The sequence below is a fragment of the Methylomonas rhizoryzae genome, from assembly GCF_008632455.1.
Classification (GTDB): domain Bacteria; phylum Pseudomonadota; class Gammaproteobacteria; order Methylococcales; family Methylomonadaceae; genus Methylomonas; species Methylomonas rhizoryzae.
Genome location: NZ_CP043929.1, coordinates 208,819 through 229,123, shown reverse-complemented (window position 1 = coordinate 229,123; position 20,305 = coordinate 208,819). Strand labels below are relative to the sequence as shown.

Sequence of the window (20,305 nt, the reverse complement as noted above, 5' to 3'; positions counted from 1 at the left end):
CGAAATAAGGAATAAAAAATGGCAAACAATATTGACTTCATAACATCCATTAAAAGAGAGTCGGACTTTGAAGAATTAGTAAGGAGAATTGCTAAATACATATATGGAGCTGAAGCATATTTGGTAGGTGGCCCATATGATGGAGGAAGAGATCTTATATATAAAAAACTAGGAAAAGAAGCTAAAGAAGCAATTCAAATTTCAATTCAAGAGCAATCTATAGAACCAAAAATCCTGGAAGATGCTGATAAAACACGTAAACTTGTTAATGATTATGGCTATCCAGAGCGCCTTACATTTTTTTGGTCAAAAACACTTTCTGCATCCCGAAAATTAAAAATAAAGAAAAATACGCGGGACAGTACGGGAATTGAATTGGAAATATATGATGCAACTGAAATTGAGCAAATAATATCAGAAGAGCAGCCTGAATTACTACAATATCTTCTTCTTGAAATTCACAAATTTAATCCTGCACAACAGTCCTCAGTAGATGCGAAAGCAAGGGCATTTTACGATTATCTTGCACTCGGAAAGGATACATCAGATTTAAAAGGCTCGATTATCGATGCTCAGATTTTATCAATGCTACTCGACTCATCAAAAGAAAAAAGCTTGTTGATAACGGAACTAGAAGAGGCAGGAATAAAAAAAGGAGCTTCAAACTCAAGAATTCAAAAACTTATTAAAGCCGGAAAAATATTGGATATTGATAGCGTCATTTTACTTACAGAAAAAGAGGCAACAAGGATTAAAAATATCTTACAGAAAGATGAGTCGGATAGAGAAGCGTTAACTCTTCGCATTAAAGATTTTATGGAGAAAGAAATTGGTTTTGACATTTCTAATGAAGCACTTGATTTAATCAGACAAGTTTATCGTGCTGCTATAGAAATTCAAATTTCAGAATCATCCTTTGAGCCACCAAGACTCACAATAGCAAAAGACCTTATCTATAGACTTGAAAGCTTAATAAGAGACAAAGGGTTGGTGTCCGATACTGTAGCTTGCGATCTTGCAAAAAAACTCATCGAAATTGGCGCCGAAAATGAATACCTCTCAAATCAGTGTTCTTCTCTTCTTTGTGTAAACCTTTTAAACCAGAAGAAACTCGATAAATATATACAGGAAAGAGTATTTTATATTTACCTTGATGCCACTGTATTTATTCGATATTTAACATTGTTTAAATTCAAAAAGGCCGAGTCATTTGATACTGAAATGAAAGTCGCAGCGAATTTAAAAGAAGCTTTTAACGGGCTAAAATCACGCCAAATACTAATCACAAAAGAGCATTTAGAAGAGACAATACGTCATATTACTCAAGCCGAGAAAATTAGTCGGTTCGCGAATGATTCATTAATAAAACGATTCGGCGAATCAAAAAACGTATATTTCAATCTATATCTGAAACAAAAACAGGAAGTGAAAAACTACACTTTTGATAAATTTTTAGGTGATTTAATCGGCTATGAAAAAAATGTTACACCTGGGGCTAATCATTTCGAAGCATATCTTTACTGCGTAAAGCAATTCATAAACTTGGCAAATATATCTATTGCCGAATATTCAGGCGCTCCAATAGAGCATGATGGGAAGGCACGAAAAATTTTAGGGCGGTATGAACATTGGGCAGCGAATATAGGAAAACCACGAAAGCATCGTACTGCACTTAATGATCTTATTGCTTGCTATATTTTGAGCGATGATAAAAGACACGTTGACAATAATGGTTACGGTCACAACCCAATGTTTATTACATGGGATAGCACACAGCACCATTTACGAGATGAATATCGATCTGAGTATCCGTTTTCAGAATGGCTAATTTATTCGCCGCAACGTGCTCTTGAAAGATTCTTTATGATTGACTTTAAAATGCATAGCGACGTTATTAAGGACAATGTTTTAGCGATATTTGACGAGGATTACATGAAAGAAAATAGCTTGACAGACACGCTATCAATATTTCTTGGGGACGAGATGGTTGAGTCAGAAGCAATTATTTCCGTTCTGACAAAGCTATCTGGGCGGATGCACGGAGAAGCTGTGGATTCTGCACATTTTGAAATAGATGAACGTAATACTATAAGTAAAGCACTTCTAATTATTCAGAATGAATTCAGGGACAACTTTAATGTAATTTTAAAATTATTTTCAAGTCCTTCGGATGAAGAAACAATTATCGATATTCTTACTAGATATGTGGAAGGCAAGATCAAGGATGAAAGCTTAACATCTGAATTTGAAGGTTTAATAGAAAAACAAGATTTGTTGGATGGATAGAGAAGCTTATTTGCCCTTCATTATTGAATGTAGCTTTTGGGTCGCCAGCCACCAGCCAGTTCAGTCTCGATATTCTATCCAAAAAACTGACGGGCTTGATTGATGCGTAACCGTTGCCTAGCCCACCCGTTGCGCAAAGCTTTCAATTTGTTCCTGCCGTCGTTGCCTAAGTGTTGCCAAATCTTGAGCCACCGTCGCGCGTTCGGCATCTAAAGCATGGAGCCTTTGCGCTAATTCAGCGATCTCTTGTTCGAGGCTATTCATGGGTGAAAAATACCGATCGGTAACGTTTACCTGGCAAAGGGATGGCGCATCATTTAAAATTCCTGATCGGTAATATAATGACAACACGATGCCATGACAAACCCAAAACCACCGCTCGGTAATATTCAGAATGCCATGGAATTAGGAAAGATGGTTGCCAGCCAGCGTAAAGCCCAAGGCTTAACGCAATCGGATTTAGCCGGATTAGCTCAGACCGGCACACGCTTCATCAGCGATCTGGAAAATGGCAAAAGCACGGTGCAATTCGATAAGGTCATGCATATTCTGAATTTGTTAGGCTTGGATGTCGTGATCATGGATCGGCGATCATGAAACGCTTGGCCGTATTCGCTGGCGAGCAATTAGTCGGTTATTTACAGGAATGCAAACAGTACGAATTGGAATTCAGCTACACACCTGATTGGATAGCTAAATCCAATGCTTTCGCTCTTTCTCCCAGCCTACAACTCACCGAGCAAGCGCTCACTGGCGATGGCGTCACGGCGTTTTTCGAAAACCTGTTGCCGGAAGGCGATGTACTGAATTTCATCAGCCAAGCCGCGCAGATTTCTCAGGGTAATATTTTTGGCTTGCTGGAGCGATTTGGCGGCGATACCGCAGGCGCATTTTCGATTTTGCCGGAAGGCATGGAACCCACGGGCGAGCCGCATTATTTACCTGTTGCACCGGAAGCCATCAAAGCCTGGTTCGAGCGTTCAAGAGGCATTCCGCTGGATATTTCCGGCGAACAAGCAAGAATGTCGTTGTCCGGTGCTCAGGACAAGATGACCGTTTTTATCGATGCACATGGCAATCTTTTGATTCCACTGGGCGCCGCACCGTCCAGTCATATCATCAAGCCATCCATCCAACATCGGCAGGATATTCCTCATACCGCGATCAACGAAGCCTTGGTGATGACCTTGGCGGAACGAATTGGCATGAAGGTCGCCAAGATTCGCTACGCGCCGGAATTAACGGCGGCGATTATCGCTCGTTATGACCGAACCATTGATGCTGGTGGGTGCTTGCAGCGTTTGCACCAAAACGACCTTTGCCAGATTTTAGGTATCCCATCCGGCAAAAAATACGAAGCCGAAGGCGGACCTTCTCTCAAGACCTGTTTCGAAGCGGTATTGGCGCGTAGCAGTCAACCAGCGCTGGATAAAAAGCGACTGATCGAGTGGGTCATCTTCAATGTGCTGGTCAGCAACATGGATGGTCATGCCAAAAACCTGTCGTTAATGACCCAAGGTAAACGCACCCAATTAGCCCCATTTTACGATTTGGTCTGCACGGCGGTTTATCCCCAACTAAGTCAGAAGTTGGCGTTTAAAATTGGCGGAGAAAATCGACCCAAATGGTTGATGGTTCGCCATTGGCAACGATTTGCCGAGGATGTTGCCGTCAAGCCCAGATTTATCGAAAAATTGATGACTGAAATGATTGAGCGGATTGAATCGACATTGCCTAATGTCGTGGTGGAATTAAAGAGGATGATTTCCAATCAAGAAGAATTGCAGATGATTGAGAAGGTTAAAAACCAAATTGACCATTCAGTTGAATTGGTTAAATCCAGAGTCGAATCTTGATTCGGTAAAACTCAATATCCGAGCCAGCAGATTAACGAAGACCTATTTTTCAATGTTCATGCGCTGAATTTCAGAGTCTTCAATAGCAAGCCATTCAGTGATTCTCTCGCTGTATAAAAATCGGTGTGCGACTGGGCTGATCTTGAATGACATTCAGATTACTGCATTAACTAATGCAGAATATTTTTCGCTTCACAACTACCCACTATAGAATCAGCGTTTTCCCTGAGTCTTTTATAAATCCCAGTGTTCTTTGAGTCTGAACGGCAACACTTTTTTCGTCCCCTAACCGGCAAACGCCGAGAGTTGGTGGTCGCCTGTTTGCGTGTACTGTACGAGCGCTTGCACGGCCCTAGTGCGGATTATTCACAAAACCTGACGCGCGATGCTTTAAAGGATTTGCTGAGTGCGTCTGTGCAAGGATTGATGAATGATTTGGCGGTTGACTGTATTCAGGATGGTGACGAGCTTTCTGCGTTAGATTGCGCTGACGATCAGCAACTAATCACGGTGCTGATTCGTACCTTATTAAAAGACGGCTGGTTGGAAACCTTTGGTGACCGTTCAGGATTGGTCACAGCTTATCGCTTCAGTCGCGCGGGCAAACTCTTTGCCGAAGCGTTGTGGTCGCTGGATCGGATGCGTGCTCGAAGTCGTCAACGCAATGTCCGCAGTTGCCGCAATGCCCTGGAAGCCGCGCGTAAAAATATCGACGCTTACGATTTGATCGATGCCTACGACTACGCCGAAAAAATCATCAGCGACTTATCGGAAGGCGTGGATTATTTTCAGGAGTTGGTGCGTCGTTTGATGAGCGAAGCATCCAATACCCCCTGGGACGAATTCATCGAGTTTCTGGATCGCTTTGAAAAAGAGTTCAAAAAGCAACTAACTGCTGACAACGTAGATCGCCATCGTCAGGCCATCCTCGATAACTTAAGCCGCTTGCGTAATTTGGAGAGCAGCAAATTCCAGGCTCTTGAAAATCAGTTGCAGGATATTGCGAGTTGGGCAGATGCCGAACGCGGTGATAACAGTATTTTCGATTGGCTACTCGATCGGATTGAAGATCGGGTAGAAGTCGCCTGTACCGGCAAACATCCTGAACTGATCAAGGCCATGAATATCTACATGCGCCGTGCCGCCAATATTGTGCAACAAGCCTTGATGCTGCAAGGCGGACAAAGTCGGCAAGGTTTCAGTCGAGCGATTGCTCAAGTGGCGGCTCTGGAAGGTAATGATCAGACGCAATTTTTGCAGGCCTTGGGTGCTTCGATTGCCGCCAGCGAAGTGCGCTTATTGGACCCGGCGGCGTTTAAATTACGCAGTGCCTCGCAGCGCCGCAAGGCCTTAACGGTGACGGCATTGCCCAAAATCAGTCGTGATGCGCGATTAAATGCGGCCATACAACGCGCTGAAGCGGCGGCGTTTACCTTGTCTAATCAGGATGTGGTGGAATTCATACGCAGTGAATTGCGTTTGCGTCAACGACCCATTCGCTTGTCCAGTCTGCCGGTTGAAACCGTCACCGATTTATTACAAAACATGCAAATGGTGGAAGCAGTACGTGCTGCCCGCGATGAAAGTCTCACTGCAACGCAATTGCCCAGCCAACTGCAAACTCCTTACTACACCGGTAGTGACTACCAAATACAACTGAACCATGACCCTGACTCAAAGCCTGCTTGACCGTTTGCAGCCGGAAAACCTAAAGCTGCAACGTTTTCAGGAAATCGTTGCCCGTTTGTTTGCCTGGGGCATTATTGTGCGCGACGAAGACGGCGTGGAACAGCGCTGTTACGACGATGCCTGCCGCATCGAAAACTTATTGGTTGAATACTTTGCGCTTGCCGGTTTTCGGTTAATCCACGATCTGCAAAACGAGTTTTTCCGGTTGTACGCGCCTGGTGCGCAAATTCCCGGCATGGTCGAAGACGATGTCGATGTCGTGGCCTCGTTACGTGCGCGGTTATCGGCGGATTTTGTCGCAGCGGCGTTGGCTTTACGGTTTTTATATCAGCAGGGTTTAGTGGAAGGTGGTAGCCGCCTCAGCGATGCGGGTGAGATTCTGATTCGTTTTGACGAGTTGGCCACCACTTTGCAAACTCAGATCAAACGGACATTGCCCGACAATTTGGGCGACCGCGAGCGCTTGCTGAAAGACTTGAAACGCCACCGGTTGATTCAGTACAGCACATTGTTTTCCATGCAAGATGAAGATGCCCTGATCGCCATTAGGCCGACCATACTGGGTATTATCAGTGAGGATGTGCTGGCAGCCGCTCTGGAAGCCGAAGGGCAGATTGAAGTTACCAGTGAGCCGGATGGCAGCGGAGAGCAGGCATGAAGCTGGATAAATTAATTTTGGTTAACTGGGGTTCATTGCGCAGCGATGAATATCCGATGGGTAATATGACCTTGTTGACAGGCCCTACTGGCTCCGGCAAATCCACCTTGCTGGATGCCTTGCAAACCGTGATGACCGCTGCACATCAAAACATCTATAGCTACAACCCAGGACAAGACGAAACCACCCAAACCTCGCGCAGCAGCAAGAGTAAGCGCACGCTTTGGTCGTACATCGTCGGAGCCGAAGACAATCTGTTTGCCCGTCCCAACGGCGCTCATGGCTATGTGGCTGGCGTGTTCAAGCCGGATACGGGTGAAAATGGTAATCCATTTACCGCCTTGATTGCGGCGGCGGCGCGGGTCGACGGTTCCGGCGAACGTCGTCAGGCGGTGCAGGAACGTTTGGCTTTGCTGCTCATTGACGATGCGGTATTAAGCTTACCGGATTTGGTCAGCATGGACGGTGGCGAGCAGCTCTGCGTGGTTGAGGTGGAGAAAATCGAAAACCATTTGAAAGCCAAGTATCCGCAGGTGTTGAATTTACGTGATGCCAAGCGCGAATATCTGTGTCAACTCTATGGCCGGTTTCGGGGTCAACGCAATGTATCGTTTCAGGAAGCCGAACTGGCCGCTAAAGCATGGAGCCAATCGATTGCCCATAAACCCATTGGCAGCGTCGACGAGTTGGTCAAAACCCAGATTCTGGAAAACGATACCCAGCAATTGCCACAACGTATTGGACAAATCAGTGAGCTGATGCGACAGGTCCATAATCTTCGCCAGGAAGGTGATCGTCTGAAGGACAATGTACTGCGTCTGGAACGGGTGGAAAAGCTGATCGATCAGGCTAATACGGCGTATGAATCTGCCTTGCAGTATCAACTGGCTTTGTCGCAGCGTGATTTGCTACATGACCAGGGGCAAATCGATCAGGCAACCAGGGCTATCGTCGAACTGGAAAAAAACATTCACAGCGCACAGACCCAGATTGAGGGTTTAAACCGTGACAAAAAAAGCCTGTACGATAGTCAAGTACGCTTGGCCGCACGTTTAAGTGGCATTGAGGCATCCAATCAAAAACGGCACATTGAAGACCGGCTTAGCGCTGTATTGGCCCAAGCCAATGCCGCCGTTCTGAGTCTAAACACGTCGTTGCAGCAGGCCAGTCAATTGCACAGCACGGCTTTGAGCATTATTGGCATGGCTTTTCCGCCTGCCAAGCGAGAATTAGCCGAGGCCGCACAAACCCTGGCAGATATGCTGGCAGCGATTGAGCAAGCACCGTTAAATGAGCTGACACAACAAGTGACACAGCTTTGTCAGCAACCACTAGCCGACGCGCATCTATTGTTGCAGGTGGTGCGGATATTGGACGGCATGGAAGCACGGTTCCAGCAACTGCATCAAGTGCTAGCCGGTACCCAAAACAGCTTTCAAGCCGCAGTGCATAGTCAACTGGGGCAGTTACAAACTCGCCAGGAAAAAGCCAAAACGCAAGAACGACAATTGGCCGATCGCAAAGCCAACCTGGCCGAAGGTGGCGCGGATTATCCTCATCACATCGCCCGTGCGCTGAAGGCCTTTCGTACTGAGCTACCCGCTGCGCGTGCGCAAGTATTGTGTGACTTGATCGAGCCCAAAGGTCAGCAATGGCAACCGGCGATTGAAGGCTATCTGGCCGGAGCCCGTTTCAACTTTGTGGTCGATGAAGCCTGGGAAGCGCGCAGTATCGAGTTCGTCAAGCAAAAGCATCTGAATGCCAAAATCGTTCAAGGAGCTTTATGTAAACAAAAAGCCAAGCCGGAGTTGTTATCAAAAGACTCGATTGTTCATGAGCTGCATACCGAGCATCCCATTGCCTATGCCTATTTGGTGGATCAATTCGGTCCGGTAGTTAAAGTCGATACGGTTGAACAATTACGTTATACCCCACGGGGATTGATGAGGGATGGCAATGCCTCTGGCTCGCGCACCATGTTTACCTCTGAAACCGACAATTTAGTCTTTGGTAAAGAAGCGCAGTTTCAGGCCCGACAGAAGGCCATGGAAGACTACATCAGGGCCGAGCAGGAGTTACAAACCTTAAAAACCGAAGGTACACAGCTCAACGCCTTACTGGGCTTGTTAGTAAATTTACAGCCCCCCAGCTTTAGCGAGGCTGCCAAGCTAGAGCAGGCTTTACGCGATCACGAGGCAGCACAGGCCGATTTGGCACGTCTGGATTTAACGGAAGTGCAACTGCTGGAAACCGAGAAAGATACGCTAGATCAACAGATGTCCGCCTTGGAAAAACAGGTGCAACAGCACACGCTGAAAGCCGGAAAATTCTTGCATGACAAGGAGCAGCAACACAACACCCTGAGCCTTTTGCAGCGTGGTCTAGCCGCCAAACAGCAGAAAATTGAAGATGATTTACAACCGATTCAATGGCTGAGCATGGTCAACCAAGCACTATCGTTAACCAACATCCAACAACAGGTGGATGAACTGATGGTGAGTGCTTTATCCAATCATGAATTGCAGGATAAACACCGCACACAACTGATTGAGGCCACGGCAGCCTATGGTCGCATTCATGAAGGCATCGGCGATTACAACGTGCATGCACGTGGTCATGAGCAACTGCATTTACCGCACGATCATCAGATGCGTGACAGTGACTTTGCGGCGCAATATCGCCAGCTAATTCAATTATTGGAAGGCTTACGTCAGCAATTGCAGGAGCAGCGCGAGATTGGCTTCGTCAAAAATCTGGATAAATTGCGCACCGCCGAATCGTCCTTCAAAGACGTGTTCACCAAGCAATTTTGCTATGAGATCAGGAATAGTGTCGATCAAGGGGTAAAAACCCTGAAAATCCTCAACACCGAGCTCGGCAGACTGAAATTCGGCACCGATCAGTTCAAGCTGGACTGGTCGGTGTGGGTGCCAGAATTCAAGGAGTATTACGACTTCTTCTGTGCGGCCTACGATTTGTCGGAATCGCAGGATGCCGGGGATTTGTTCGACAATCAGGAACTCAGTCAAGAACAGTGCCTAATCCGTGATCGATTGGTCGGACTATTGCTGGCCGATGATCAGGAACAAGCCTTGAAGGAGTTGCAGCGGGTCGCTGATTATCGCAATTACCGCCGTTATGAAATCTGGAAAGACTCGGACAGCGGTTCGCGCGTGGCATTATCTGAATGGGGTACGGGTTCCGGCGGTCAGCTGGAAACACCGGCTTACATCATTCGCGCAGCTGTCGTCACCAATCGCCTCAAGCATTTCGATAAGGGTATGAATCTGAAATTACTGGTAAACGACGAATCATTTGCCAAAATGGACGAACGCCGCGCCCATGATGTCATCCGTTTTATCCGCGACAGTCTGGACATGCAATTGATCTGCGCCATGCCCACCAAACATGCCGGTGCCATCAAAACCGAATTCAACAAGGAATGGAGTTTTACGCGCACCGAGGCAGAAGGCAACGGCGAAGTGGATTTCATCTCGGAAGCCGATGAGCGCGATTTGCGTCCCGACAAGCTGCGTGAGCTGTGGGAATTGCGCCGCCAGCAAGTGCGTCAGCAAACCTTGTTGGCATTTGAGGCCGATGAACAATCGAACGCATGAATAGACCACACTGGCTGAATCAGTCAGACGTTCAAACCCTGCTGCATCGCCTGGTCGATAAACTCGATAGAGCCGACGACAAACCGTTGCGCCCAGTGAAACTCGATCGCAAAATTTTGCCCGCATTGTTTGATGCCGAGTTCGAAGCCGACAAAGAGGCTTATTGGTCATACTTAATGCAAATGCAGCAATGGGGCTGGCTGGCGATCAAAACCGACAAGACCCAACCCGGCAAAGCGCAATACGAATTAAATCCGCGTATTGAGATCGTTGATCCGGCGTTCTTACGCCAAGTCACCGAGCGCCCGCAACCGGTTAAAAGCTCGGCCCAGCTATGGCGTGATGCTGTGTATTCAAAATTGAATGTGGATGAAACCATTCGAGAGCAAGTTGCGGGACAGAAACTGGAAATCGCAGGCAAAACGGCAGCAAACATCGTCGAGCGGCTCAATCTGCTACCCAACTTAATCGATGAGCCTTTACTGTTACGCGAAGTCTCGGCCCGCCTATTCTGGGGGCAGTCCAAGGTGTTGGATAATCGGCAAGCTATGATCGCCACTTTGCTTAATGTGGATGAATGTCCGTTTCCAGAGTCGCCGATCCAATTACAGGTTTATTTGTCCACAACACCCTTTAGCGGCGTATTGTTCATCGAGAATCTAGCGACCTTTGAAAAAGCCAGCCGTGACACAACCGCTCGTTTTGACGGGTTGGTCTTAGTCTTTGCCTCTGGTTTTAAAGGCACTGCCAAGCGCTTACGCTCGGTTTCAGGCGTATCGGTGTATTTTGCGGCTCATGGTCATTTAGCAAATCAAGATTGCCAACGTTTTTGTGACTGGCTAATCCATGATTCAGAGAAACTGCCTGTTTGGTTCTGGGGTGATTTAGACTATTCGGGCATGCAGATTATAAAATCGCTACGTCACTCGTTTGAAGGACTCGATGCCTGGCAACCCGGCTATCAACCCATGCTGAATGAGTTACTTGCTGGCAATGGTCATGAAGCAATCGCCGCAAACAAGAGCAAGCAAAAGTCCATTGATTCAACAGGGGCCGAGTATGCCGATAATATTTTGCTATCGGCACTTGCTGCTGCCGGTAAGTTTTTAGATCAAGAATTTTAGTGTTAATCGCAAGTTTATTCCGAACTAGAGTAGTTATCGTTCAGTCAGATACTTATTAAGAATGTCTGAAGATATTTAATTACTCATTAATAACTGAAATCTCTAATAAAAACATAATCAACGCGCCCGACCGGTTGATCATCTTTTAAACTTCTAGAGTAGTCATTGCTTGTTAGGCTAATTCCTGTATGCCATATTTACGCTCCCTTTTTTCAAAGGCGTAACTTCCACCTTCAAGAATATTACATATATCAGCTCGTATCCCTGTATTTTCTTTAACATTCCCATCTTCAACAGAACCAGACTTGTAACGGATGTTTTCGCCTTGATTGTCTGCGATAATTATTTGTTCAGCATCCGTGTTTACCACTAAGTTCGCATTATGAGTAACGATTATAACTTGCCGATATTTTTTAATTTTCCTAAATAGAGGCACAAGTTGAGAGGTGGAGCCGAAAAATTGAACAGCCTGTTAAGTGAAAAACCTGCTACTTTTTAGGGTCCGCAAGGACACAGAAACGGAGCAGAAGATGTCCAAAAAACCAAGAAGAAAACATTCGCCAGCATTCAAAGCCAAGGTCGCTTTGGCGGCCTTGGCGGGCGATAAAACCCTGGCTCAGTTAAGTCAGGAGTTCGAAGTTCATCAGAACCAGATTGTCGAATGGAAAAAGCAATTGAACGAGCGAGCAGCGGAGGTGTTTGGTAAGCCGATAGAATCCGACTCGCCGCCGGTCGATCTGCAAGCCCTGCATGCGAAAATCGGCCAGCTGACACTGGAAAACGATTTTTTAGGGAACGCGCTCAACAAGGCGGGATTGCTGAGCGCAAAGCGATGATAGACCGAGAATCCAAACTGTCGATTGGTCAGCAAGCCCGGTTATTGGGGATCAGTCGCGGCAGTGTGTACTATTTGCCCCAACCACTGTCAGAACGGGATCGAGACACGATGCGCCGACTCGATGAATTGCATTTGAAGCACCCCTTCATGGGCGCGCGCCAGTTGCGGGATCAGCTGAACCTGCAAGGCATCAAAATCGGCCGTAAGCACGTGAAAACCTTGATGCAACGCATGGGCATCGAAGCGGTGTATGCAAGCCCAATACCAGCAAGAAAACGCCCGGGCACGAGATTTATCCCTACTTGCTGCGCGGCATCACCATTGATCGGGCTAATCAGGTGTGGGCCTTGGACACGACGTATATCCCGATGAGTAAAGGCTTTGCGTATCTGACAGCCGTGGTCGATTGGGCCAGTCGCAAAGTCCTGGCCGCCAAGGTCGCCATCACGCTGGAAGCCTGTCATGCAGTGGATGTGCTGGAACAAGCATTCCGGCAATACGGCAAACCGGAGATTGTTAATACCGATCAAGGTAGCCAATTTACGGCCAAGGCTTTTGTCGAGGCCGTGAAAAGCCAAGGGTGCCAGTTGAGCATGGACGGACGGGGCGCATGGCGAGATAATGTATTCGTCGAACGACTATGGCGATCGGTCAAATACGAACGGGTTTACCTATATGCGTATGATTCGGTGGCTCAGGCGAGAGAGAAGTGGCCCCATTGGTTTGAACAGTAAATCGATGATTTAAAGTGAAATCCCTGCCATGGTTTAGGCGGCCAACTTGAGGGTTGGCACCCCATCGTTATACGCCTGATGAGGCGTTTTTCGTTTCAAACTGGAATGCGGTCGTTCGTGGTTGTACCACTCGAAATAATCCAGGATTGAAGCGCGGGCTTGGCCGACGGAATCGTAGGCATGCAGGTAAACCCGCTCGTATTTGACCGATCGCCATAGGCGCTCAACAAAGACATTATCCCGCCAAGCACCCCGACCGTCCATACTGAGCAGACAGCCCTGACCTTTCACGGCATCGACAAACGCCTTGGCGGTAAACTGGCTGCCTTGGTCAGTGTTGACGATATCCGGCTTGCCGTAGCGCTTGAAAGCCTGTTCCAGCACGTCCACCGCATGACAGGCTTCCAGCGTAATCGCCACCTTGGCGGCCAGGACTTTGCGAGTGGCCCAGTCGACGACCGCCGTTAAATACGCGAATCCTTTGGCCAGCGGGATGTAGGTGGTATCCAGCGCCCAGACCTGATTGGCACGGTTGATGGTCATGCCCCGCAGCAAGTAGGGATAGATTTCATGCCCCGGCGTCTTCTTGCTGGTATTGGGTTTGCAGTACACGGCTTCGATGCCCATTTTCGCCATCAAGGTTTTCACATGCTTGCGGCCAATCGGGATGCCTTGCCGATTCAGCTGATCCCGTAACTGGCGAGCGCCCATGAATGGGTGTTTCAGGTGCAGTGCGTCGAGTCGGCGCATGATGTCAACTTCGCGCTCCGGAACCGGCTTGGGCAGGTAGTACACACTGCCGCGACTGATGCCTAATAGCTTGGCCTGCCGACCAATCGGCAATTTGGATTGACGGTCGATCATCGCTTTGCGCTCAGCAATCCCGCCTGGGTGAGCGCGCCTTCTAAAAAATCGTTCTCCAATGTCAGTTGACCGATTTTCGCGTGTAGGGCTTGCAGATCGACGGGGGGCGATTCCGGCTCCGCGGGCTTCCCAAACACCTCGGCGGCCCGCTCGCTCAGCTGCTTCTTCCAATCGACAATCTGATTTTGATGAACCTCGAATTCCTGGGTCAACTGCCCCAAGGTTTTATCGCCCGCCAAGGCCGCCAGGGCGACTTTGGCTTTGAAGGCCGGTGAATGTTTTCTTCGCGGTTTTTTAGACATCTTCTGCTCCATTGCTTTGTCCTTACGGACGTTCAAAAGTAGCAGGTCTTTCACTTAATCGGTTGTTCAATTTTTCGGCACCACCTCTCACCGGATACACCGGTTCATCCAGCGTATGGAGATGTTTACGGATGGTGGGGCGGAATAATTTGAATTGTTTGGCCAACTCGCTGACGGTCACTTTCTCCACAAAATGCAACCGCCGAATTTCGGCTACTTCTTCCACGTCTATCACTCCAGGATTCTCCGGCAAAAAGCCGGGCATTGAACAACCTGGGGTGGAAACTTTTCGACGCCCTTTTCCCCAGGACCCTGGAAAGTTTTGCACGCCGGTTAACAACTGGGATCTTGGAAAGACATGACAATGGTCATGCGTTATGCGCATCTATCGGCGGATCATCTGGCGGAATACGTCAGTAAAATCCAAAATCTTACGTGACACATTTACGACAAGCTGGATTTTAGGCATAAAAAAACCAGCCGACACATGTGCCTAACTGGTTGATTCATTTATCGAAAGTTGGTGGGTCGTGTGCGATTCGAACGCACGACCATCGCATTAAAAGTTACTTGTAACGTAACGCAATAGCATAAAAAGTAACGAAACCAATAACATACAAAGCGATAGCGTTACTACGCTAGACTATAAGCGACTATATCGTTGACGATTTGTTGACATTAACCGCCAAGTTTCTTAATGATCGATCTGGCAAGGTGTTCGTCGATTTCCGTGTGTCTTGGTACGGCCTGAGATTGTTGTGTGGTGGGGTTGGTATACCAATCGTGTTTACCGCCATGCCTGGTCAACGTGCATCCAAGCTCTTCCAGCCTCTTGATTAAATCCCTTCTTTTCATCAAGCGAACAATAACTTATCGGTATGTCGGATGAAGGGTACAGCATCGCTTTCCAAATCTGCTAACAAGTCTTTCAAGTGTTCGATGAGGTCTTCTTTAGTTTCGCCTTGGGTCATGTATTCAGGATAGGCATTTAGGTAACCCAAATAGAACTGCTCGCTTTTCCACCACGTGTATTCGATTTCTTTCATGATTTTGCCTCTTGCCTTACCTGCATTGTGTTTTTGCATTTGGGGTAATTTGGACAACCCCAAAAATTGCCGCCGGCATTTTTCCCGTTGCGGGCAGTTCGTTTAATCATCTTGACGTTGCACCTAACGCATGTAGGCGTGGTGTAATCGCCGGCTGTTGCAATTAAATCGATTCGCCGTTTGTCGATTTCATTAAGCCCATTGATTAACCCTACCAGCTCGTCGCAATCCACCAATAACAGATTTTTACCTTTTGCAAACTCTAGCGCGTCTTTGCTGTATTCCGAAGTAGTCAAAAAAATGCCGTGTTTGACTTTATCCGCTGCCATGACGCCGTATAGCTCCCGAATCAAACTGACGCCAATTTGTCGGTTCCACGCTTTACATTGCCCTATGGCAAATACCGTTCCAGCGCTGTCCGCTATCTTTATATCAATACCGCCGTCGGCACCAATACAAGTTACATTCGCTTGGCAATTCTTAATTCTTAGGTACTCCATGCAGACTTCTTCGTATCGCTTCCACTCCAGCGATTTGAGAAATGCTTTTGTCCAAATCACTTCGCTTTTTAATGCCTGTTTAGCCTGGCGGCTTTCTCGAATTTTGTTAAAAACATCTTCAGCGCGCATGTTATTGTCTATTATTCTGGCTTTATCTTGGGAGCTAAAAAAGTCGTCGTTTTCATTATCTTCATCTTGGTACTTACCGCGAAGTATGTCGTAACATACCTTGACAACTATTGTTGCGGTCATAAATGCCATTGCCAGTCCGATTAATTCATTCACGAATTATCTTCCTTAGGCTGAATAACAGCCTTCCATTTCAGTAAAGCCTTACTTGCCGTTATCCAGCCTGCTCTAGTTTTTGCCGGGTTTCCTCCAACTCGGGGCTTATTTGGCCGTTTTCAACGCATGTTTCACCAAACACTAGCCAGTATTTGTATTCTGGCCATAACTTGCTTAGCGCCTTAATGTGATCTTCGTTTGCTATTTGTTTTCCTATTTCTACAGCTTGCCATGTGTAATCGGCGATGCCTGTTACTTCTTGTAGCTTCCTTCTGCTTAACCCTTTGAATTTCCTTAGCTCTTCGATTCTTTGACCTATCACTTAGTTTTATTTCCTAAAGAACATTGACTTTGTATATTTTATTTAGTAATATTTCTCAAACCCTAGAAACGTACCCCAACCTCACCACATAGTACCCGAACCGTTAAAAACATGGAACAACCGACCGAATCACCTTTACAACCTTTCATACCCGTTATGAGCAAAGAGCGTTTCGCAGAACTAAGCGGCGTAGCCTTCGGTGTGGTGGATGGATGGTGCAATCGGGGGTATTTGCCCACGCTGCGGATAGGAAAACACTTGTTAATCAACATGGTACAGCTGAATCAAGACTGCCTCGACCAACTACCAAGATAGGAAACTGCCATGATTACCCAATCCATAAGAGAAGAGTTTCAATCCCTTATTTCTCGTTATCTTCTCGAATTCGAAGAGCTTTGTATTCGTCTTTTAGAATCGGCAGAGCAAAACCCCAATTTCAATTTTTATTTAGAACAAGAAAGATTGAACGATTATTTTTTTTCCTACCGTGGTCGTTTTGTATCTCTAATCGACCTCATTTGTTTTGAATCTGATGATCTTTTTAGATTCGCGTCTGATTCTAAAGATCATTTAATGGATATGGCTGATGATTTTTCTCGACGACTTTTGGATATTCAAATTTCAAATACACGGCGTCTTGTTGAAAGTCCTGTTTATGCTCCTACCACTAAATCAGTAGAAGGCATTTGCCTTCCCGTCAATGATGATCTGGAATTTGAAGAACTAATGGTGCCTGACAACGGCGAAACCCCGGTCCATTTTTCATGGCGCGGTAAACCCGGCGTCTATCATCAAGGTCATATCACCTTTAACGGTATGTATTCCTATCCCTTTCACTTGGCTATGTCTGACCTGCGCCAACTCATTACTCGATGCTGCGACGTGGATTCACCACGACTAATCCCATCTTCATCATAGGGACAGCAAAATGACCACAGAATTAACGTTAGACGTATTGCCGCCTATTCAGGCCGACAAACAAGCGACCGCGGTACGTCAATTACAAATCAGGCTACCTGTACAAGTATTTTTGAAACTAGAACTTGATGCTGCTAGGCGCGGCATGACTAGTTACAAACTGGCATCTGCCGTACTCAGCATGTACTTGAACGGAAAACTCGTACAAAAAAAAGAACTACTGAATGGCCCCGAAACTGACCAGCAACCTTTAGGGGGAGACCAATGATAGTAGTGTTTGGTGGGGGCCGCTCGCCGTCGCATCGGTCGCGGCTTTCCTTGCCAGATATACAGGGGCTGTCAAGGGGGAAAGCGCAGCGCACCTTGACAGCCCCTGTATATCTGGCAATCCCGCCGCAACATGACCGATGCAAAGGCGAGTGGAGCCCACCAAACACGGGTGGGGGCTGTGAGTCTGAGCTAAGGGAGCGACTTCAAAGGCCGGGGCCGCGAAAGGGATTGGAGTGGAAATTAACATTTGGTTACAGATTACAAGCCCTTAGCCAAAAATCTATGTAGCCATGCGGAATAGCATTTTTGGGTTAGGGCTTGTTTCAGTAACCAAAAGTTAATTGGAACGGAAAGCCCGTCCCGCAGGGTTCGCCCAAAACAACCAAAACAACGGGCCCCGAACGCTCCCGACGGGATACCTCGAAACCAAGGGACAAAGACAAAACACATTAACGATTAACGAACACATAAGGAAACCAACTCATGAAAACCACATTGATAGCGAACGTTCGAATGGTTCAAAAATACGACTCAGAAACCACCAAAGGCATCAATGTATTTTGCGAAGAAGACAATGAAGGCTTAAACGAAAACCTGCTTGGACCGATACAGCTCGTCATGGGTGGTCCCTTAGAACTCTTCCCCAGATTTCAAGACCTTTACAAACAAGGTCAATTACCCGGCCAACTCGAAATGACTGTAGACGTTGGTAGGGGTAGTGGTGGCAAAGCCAAGCTCACCATCCTAACAATCAAGGATCCGGCACTACAGCAACACTTAAGCCAGTCGGAAACAAACAAACAATCCTCAAAGCCGGAATCGAGCAAACAACCGGCAACCCAGAATTAGCGGAGTAATCCCTAATGCCAAACCTTGTACCCGTATGCCCGGAAACGATTACGGTCGATGTCAATGGCGCGTTGCAATGCTCGCAGCCCTGGCAAGCGGTTGAACAGCCTTTGCCGTTCGACTTCGCTCAAATCGACCCGTTAACGTTTGCCGAGTGTATGGGATCGGGGTTTGTTATTGCCTTCCCTGTGGTGCTGTTTGCCTGGGGCGGGCGTCTTATTTATCAACAAATCACAGGAAAAAAACCATGAAAAAATCAACTTTAGTGACCTTGGCAGCGGTCTTTACGTCATTGTTAGCCGCTCCGGCCTTTGCAGAAGGCGAAACGGGTCTTGCAGCGTTAACCGCGTCCGTCGATCTTACGGCGATTAGCACAGCGATGGCTGTCGTTTTCGGAGGCATGATTACCGTCGGCATTTTCCTCAAAGGCGGTTCAATGATCGCTCGCCGCCTGGGCTGGCGTTAAACCACAGTAGTGCCGCCCTCCGGGGCGGTACACCTTAACCGGGTGATGCCATGGAACATTATTATTATTTCGCGGCGTTCGTCGTCGGTCTATACCTGCCGTTCTACATCTTCAAGTCATGATTAGAATCGTTCTTGTCTTGTTGCTGCTGGGTCAATCCATGTCCGCGCATGCGGTCTCTGTTATCTGGAAAAGCGGGCGGTCTATTCTAGTCCGCACACCGTCGGGTATCGTGGCCAAACCGGGGATAGCGACGTTGTTGCAAAACGTTCCCGATTATGTCGGTGGCGCAATCAGTAAAGCCACCAATCCGATTAGCGTCGCCGGAAAAACCGTTACAGCCAACGTGAGCCGGGCAATCACCCCGGCTAATCTGGGGAAGGCGGTCGGCGTTGCGGGTCGCATGAATCCAGCGGTTTCGTTGGCCGTTCTGGCCTTCATGGGTTTGCAATACGAACGCGATCCTGAAAACAATTTACCGGCTAGACAAGTGCCTGGCGATACGACGCCACCTACGCAAACCCACGATACACCGGGCGGTTTTACGATTGTGAATGCACCCTCAAAAGCGTATGAGTGCGGCTACGTCGGGGCAACCACGAAAAGCGATATCGAACAAATCGCCGTTTGTGTCGAAAACAAAATCTATCCGAGCGGCAACGCGCGCAATCCGCGTTTTGTTACCGGACAATTTGCGGGTGAGTATGGCGTTCAGGTGACAATTTTTAGCGGTACGGCTGATACACCGTTGAATAGGGTCACGATTAACCGCAATTGTAGCGCCTTTCCCGGAACCACCTGGGACGAACCAAGCCTAAGCTGCGTTAAAACCGAATGCCCGGAAGGGTACACCTACACCGATAGCCTGGGCGGCATGTGCCAAGCCCCGCCCCAATGGCAACCGATTTCAGAAGATGAAATCGGCCAAGATGCGCAGAACGCGTTACAGCAGCAACCCGAAAAAGCCGGGCAGCTGGTAGACAAGCTCCTTGAGGAAGGCGTCGAACCTGAGTCTGAGGATACGATAGCCGATGATCCGTTACCCGAACCGATACGCGGGGATAGAACAGTAAAAAACAGCCAAGGAACCGACCCGGCAACCGGCGACCCGACCACCACCACCGAAACCACCGAAAAAACGATAGATTTTCAGAAGCAGGATTCCGGCAAGGTCGTTAACATCACCGAAAACACCACGGTAACGACAACCACCGTTAACAACGTGACCAATAACGTGATTAACAATAACGTGGTGAATAACGTCGTTAATGGCTCCGGCGATCCGGTAGGTGACGGCGGAACCGATACCGATACCGACAACGGCACTGAACAACAACCGATAGAGTGGGGCAACTTCTCCGGCCAATCGCCGAACGACGGCATAGCGGACGGCAAAGCCGCGATAAAAGACGCCTTATCATCGGCGTGCGGCGGCGACTGCACCAACGGCCCCACGGAAACCGTAAGCGACCGTATCGCAGCGTTCAAAAGTAAGTACGCCTTAAGCATGGGCGCATCGGGCGAATGTCCGGCGCTAATTGCCGATTTATCCGAGCAAGGCTACGGCAACCACAACGTAACCGGTCATTGCGATTTGATAGAGAACAATCGCGGCGCGATTGCCACCATTTTTAACATTATGATCGCGATAGCGTTCTTGTTGATTATCTGGAGCGCTTAA

General features: G+C 47.7%; 21 protein-coding genes and 1 pseudogene. 14 read left to right on the top strand and 8 right to left on the bottom strand.

Going from position 1 to position 20,305, the window contains the following annotated elements; genetic code table 11:
• Positions 1 to 18: 18 nt before the first annotated feature.
• Positions 19 to 2,286 (top strand): hypothetical protein, encoded by a 2,268-nt coding sequence (locus F1E05_RS01040; RefSeq protein WP_150046142.1) that lies wholly within the window; start codon positions 19 to 21, stop codon positions 2,284 to 2,286.
• Positions 2,287 to 2,403: 117 nt separating this feature from the next.
• Here F1E05_RS01040 and F1E05_RS20140 read toward each other — a convergent pair whose 3' ends face one another.
• On the bottom strand, positions 2,404 to 2,550 hold the full coding sequence (locus tag F1E05_RS20140) for a hypothetical protein (RefSeq protein WP_190303215.1): 147 nt from the start codon (positions 2,548 to 2,550) through the stop codon (positions 2,404 to 2,406).
• 93 nt (positions 2,551 to 2,643) lie between these two features.
• Between F1E05_RS20140 and F1E05_RS01035 the strand changes: the two genes are divergently transcribed.
• From F1E05_RS01035 to F1E05_RS01010, 6 genes are all read left to right on the top strand, one after another.
• A complete protein-coding gene (locus tag F1E05_RS01035; RefSeq protein ID WP_150046141.1) occupies positions 2,644 to 2,883 on the top strand; it encodes a helix-turn-helix transcriptional regulator in 240 nt (79 codons plus the stop codon).
• Positions 2,880 to 4,142 (top strand): type II toxin-antitoxin system HipA family toxin, encoded by a 1,263-nt coding sequence (locus tag F1E05_RS01030; RefSeq protein WP_150046140.1) that lies wholly within the window; start codon positions 2,880 to 2,882, stop codon positions 4,140 to 4,142. The genes F1E05_RS01035 and F1E05_RS01030 overlap by 4 nt, the downstream gene beginning before the upstream one ends.
• A 246-nt stretch (positions 4,143 to 4,388) precedes the next feature.
• A complete protein-coding gene (locus tag F1E05_RS01025) occupies positions 4,389 to 5,831 on the top strand; it encodes a Wadjet anti-phage system protein JetA family protein (RefSeq protein WP_150046139.1) in 1,443 nt (480 codons plus the stop codon).
• Complete coding sequence (locus tag F1E05_RS01020; protein WP_150046138.1) at positions 5,806 to 6,489, top strand: DUF4194 domain-containing protein; 684 nt, start codon at positions 5,806 to 5,808, stop codon at positions 6,487 to 6,489. Before F1E05_RS01025 ends, F1E05_RS01020 begins: the two co-directional genes overlap by 26 nt.
• A complete protein-coding gene (locus F1E05_RS01015; RefSeq protein ID WP_150046137.1) occupies positions 6,486 to 10,106 on the top strand; it encodes an ATP-binding protein in 3,621 nt (1,206 codons plus the stop codon). The genes F1E05_RS01020 and F1E05_RS01015 overlap by 4 nt, the downstream gene beginning before the upstream one ends.
• On the top strand, positions 10,103 to 11,230 hold the full coding sequence (locus F1E05_RS01010) for a Wadjet anti-phage system protein JetD domain-containing protein (RefSeq protein ID WP_197737398.1): 1,128 nt from the start codon (positions 10,103 to 10,105) through the stop codon (positions 11,228 to 11,230). Before F1E05_RS01015 ends, F1E05_RS01010 begins: the two co-directional genes overlap by 4 nt.
• Positions 11,231 to 11,402: 172 nt before the next feature.
• Here the strand turns inward: F1E05_RS01010 and F1E05_RS01005 are convergent, their stop codons facing one another.
• Positions 11,403 to 11,600, bottom strand: a complete 198-nt coding sequence (locus tag F1E05_RS01005) for a hypothetical protein (RefSeq protein ID WP_197737397.1) — start codon at positions 11,598 to 11,600, stop codon at positions 11,403 to 11,405.
• A gap of 160 nt (positions 11,601 to 11,760) precedes the next feature.
• Between F1E05_RS01005 and F1E05_RS20490 the strand changes: the two are divergent.
• Positions 11,761 to 12,772: pseudogene (locus tag F1E05_RS20490) on the top strand (IS3 family transposase); the annotation flags it as partial.
• A 63-nt stretch (positions 12,773 to 12,835) separates the two neighbouring features.
• Here the strand turns inward: F1E05_RS20490 and F1E05_RS00985 are convergent.
• The 6 genes from F1E05_RS00985 to F1E05_RS00960 form a co-directional block, all read right to left on the bottom strand.
• A protein-coding gene (locus F1E05_RS00985; RefSeq protein ID WP_232056670.1) for an IS3 family transposase occupies positions 12,836 to 13,968 on the bottom strand; the annotation gives its coding sequence in 2 pieces (ribosomal slippage) (positions 12,836 to 13,707 and positions 13,707 to 13,968; 1,134 coding nt in all).
• Between the two features lie 22 nt (positions 13,969 to 13,990).
• Positions 13,991 to 14,233: a hypothetical protein gene (locus tag F1E05_RS00980; protein WP_232056735.1), complete on the bottom strand. Its 243-nt coding sequence runs from the start codon at positions 14,231 to 14,233 to the stop codon at positions 13,991 to 13,993.
• Positions 14,234 to 14,646: 413 nt separating this feature from the next.
• A complete protein-coding gene (locus F1E05_RS00975) occupies positions 14,647 to 14,823 on the bottom strand; it encodes a type II toxin-antitoxin system HicA family toxin (RefSeq protein WP_150046133.1) in 177 nt (58 codons plus the stop codon).
• Positions 14,823 to 15,014, bottom strand: coding sequence for a type II toxin-antitoxin system HicB family antitoxin (locus F1E05_RS00970; RefSeq protein ID WP_150046132.1), 192 nt, complete (start codon positions 15,012 to 15,014; stop codon positions 14,823 to 14,825). The genes F1E05_RS00975 and F1E05_RS00970 overlap by 1 nt, the downstream gene beginning before the upstream one ends.
• Positions 15,011 to 15,799 carry a restriction endonuclease gene (locus F1E05_RS00965; protein ID WP_232056734.1) on the bottom strand — a complete coding sequence of 263 codons (789 nt, stop codon included), beginning with the start codon at positions 15,797 to 15,799 and terminating at the stop codon, positions 15,011 to 15,013. Before F1E05_RS00965 ends, F1E05_RS00970 begins: the two co-directional genes overlap by 4 nt.
• A gap of 58 nt (positions 15,800 to 15,857) precedes the next feature.
• The gene (locus tag F1E05_RS00960; RefSeq protein WP_150046131.1) at positions 15,858 to 16,121 is read right to left on the bottom strand and encodes a helix-turn-helix domain-containing protein; all 264 of its coding nucleotides are present in this window, start codon (positions 16,119 to 16,121) and stop codon (positions 15,858 to 15,860) included.
• Between the two features lie 324 nt (positions 16,122 to 16,445).
• Here F1E05_RS00960 and F1E05_RS00950 point away from each other — a divergent pair, with 324 nt between their 5' ends.
• From F1E05_RS00950 to F1E05_RS00925, 6 genes are all read left to right on the top strand, one after another.
• Positions 16,446 to 17,039 carry a hypothetical protein gene (locus F1E05_RS00950; RefSeq protein ID WP_150046129.1) on the top strand — a complete coding sequence of 198 codons (594 nt, stop codon included), beginning with the start codon at positions 16,446 to 16,448 and terminating at the stop codon, positions 17,037 to 17,039.
• Between the two features lie 10 nt (positions 17,040 to 17,049).
• Positions 17,050 to 17,307 carry a hypothetical protein gene (locus F1E05_RS00945; protein ID WP_150046128.1) on the top strand — a complete coding sequence of 86 codons (258 nt, stop codon included), beginning with the start codon at positions 17,050 to 17,052 and terminating at the stop codon, positions 17,305 to 17,307.
• Positions 17,308 to 17,792: 485 nt separating this feature from the next.
• On the top strand, positions 17,793 to 18,158 hold the full coding sequence (locus F1E05_RS00940) for a hypothetical protein (protein ID WP_150046127.1): 366 nt from the start codon (positions 17,793 to 17,795) through the stop codon (positions 18,156 to 18,158).
• 14 nt (positions 18,159 to 18,172) lie between these two features.
• Positions 18,173 to 18,409: a hypothetical protein gene (locus F1E05_RS00935; protein ID WP_150046126.1), complete on the top strand. Its 237-nt coding sequence runs from the start codon at positions 18,173 to 18,175 to the stop codon at positions 18,407 to 18,409.
• Positions 18,406 to 18,624 (top strand): hypothetical protein, encoded by a 219-nt coding sequence (locus F1E05_RS00930; protein ID WP_150046125.1) that lies wholly within the window; start codon positions 18,406 to 18,408, stop codon positions 18,622 to 18,624. Before F1E05_RS00935 ends, F1E05_RS00930 begins: the two co-directional genes overlap by 4 nt.
• Positions 18,625 to 18,742: 118 nt before the next feature.
• Positions 18,743 to 20,305 carry a hypothetical protein gene (locus F1E05_RS00925; RefSeq protein ID WP_150046124.1) on the top strand — a complete coding sequence of 521 codons (1,563 nt, stop codon included), beginning with the start codon at positions 18,743 to 18,745 and terminating at the stop codon, positions 20,303 to 20,305.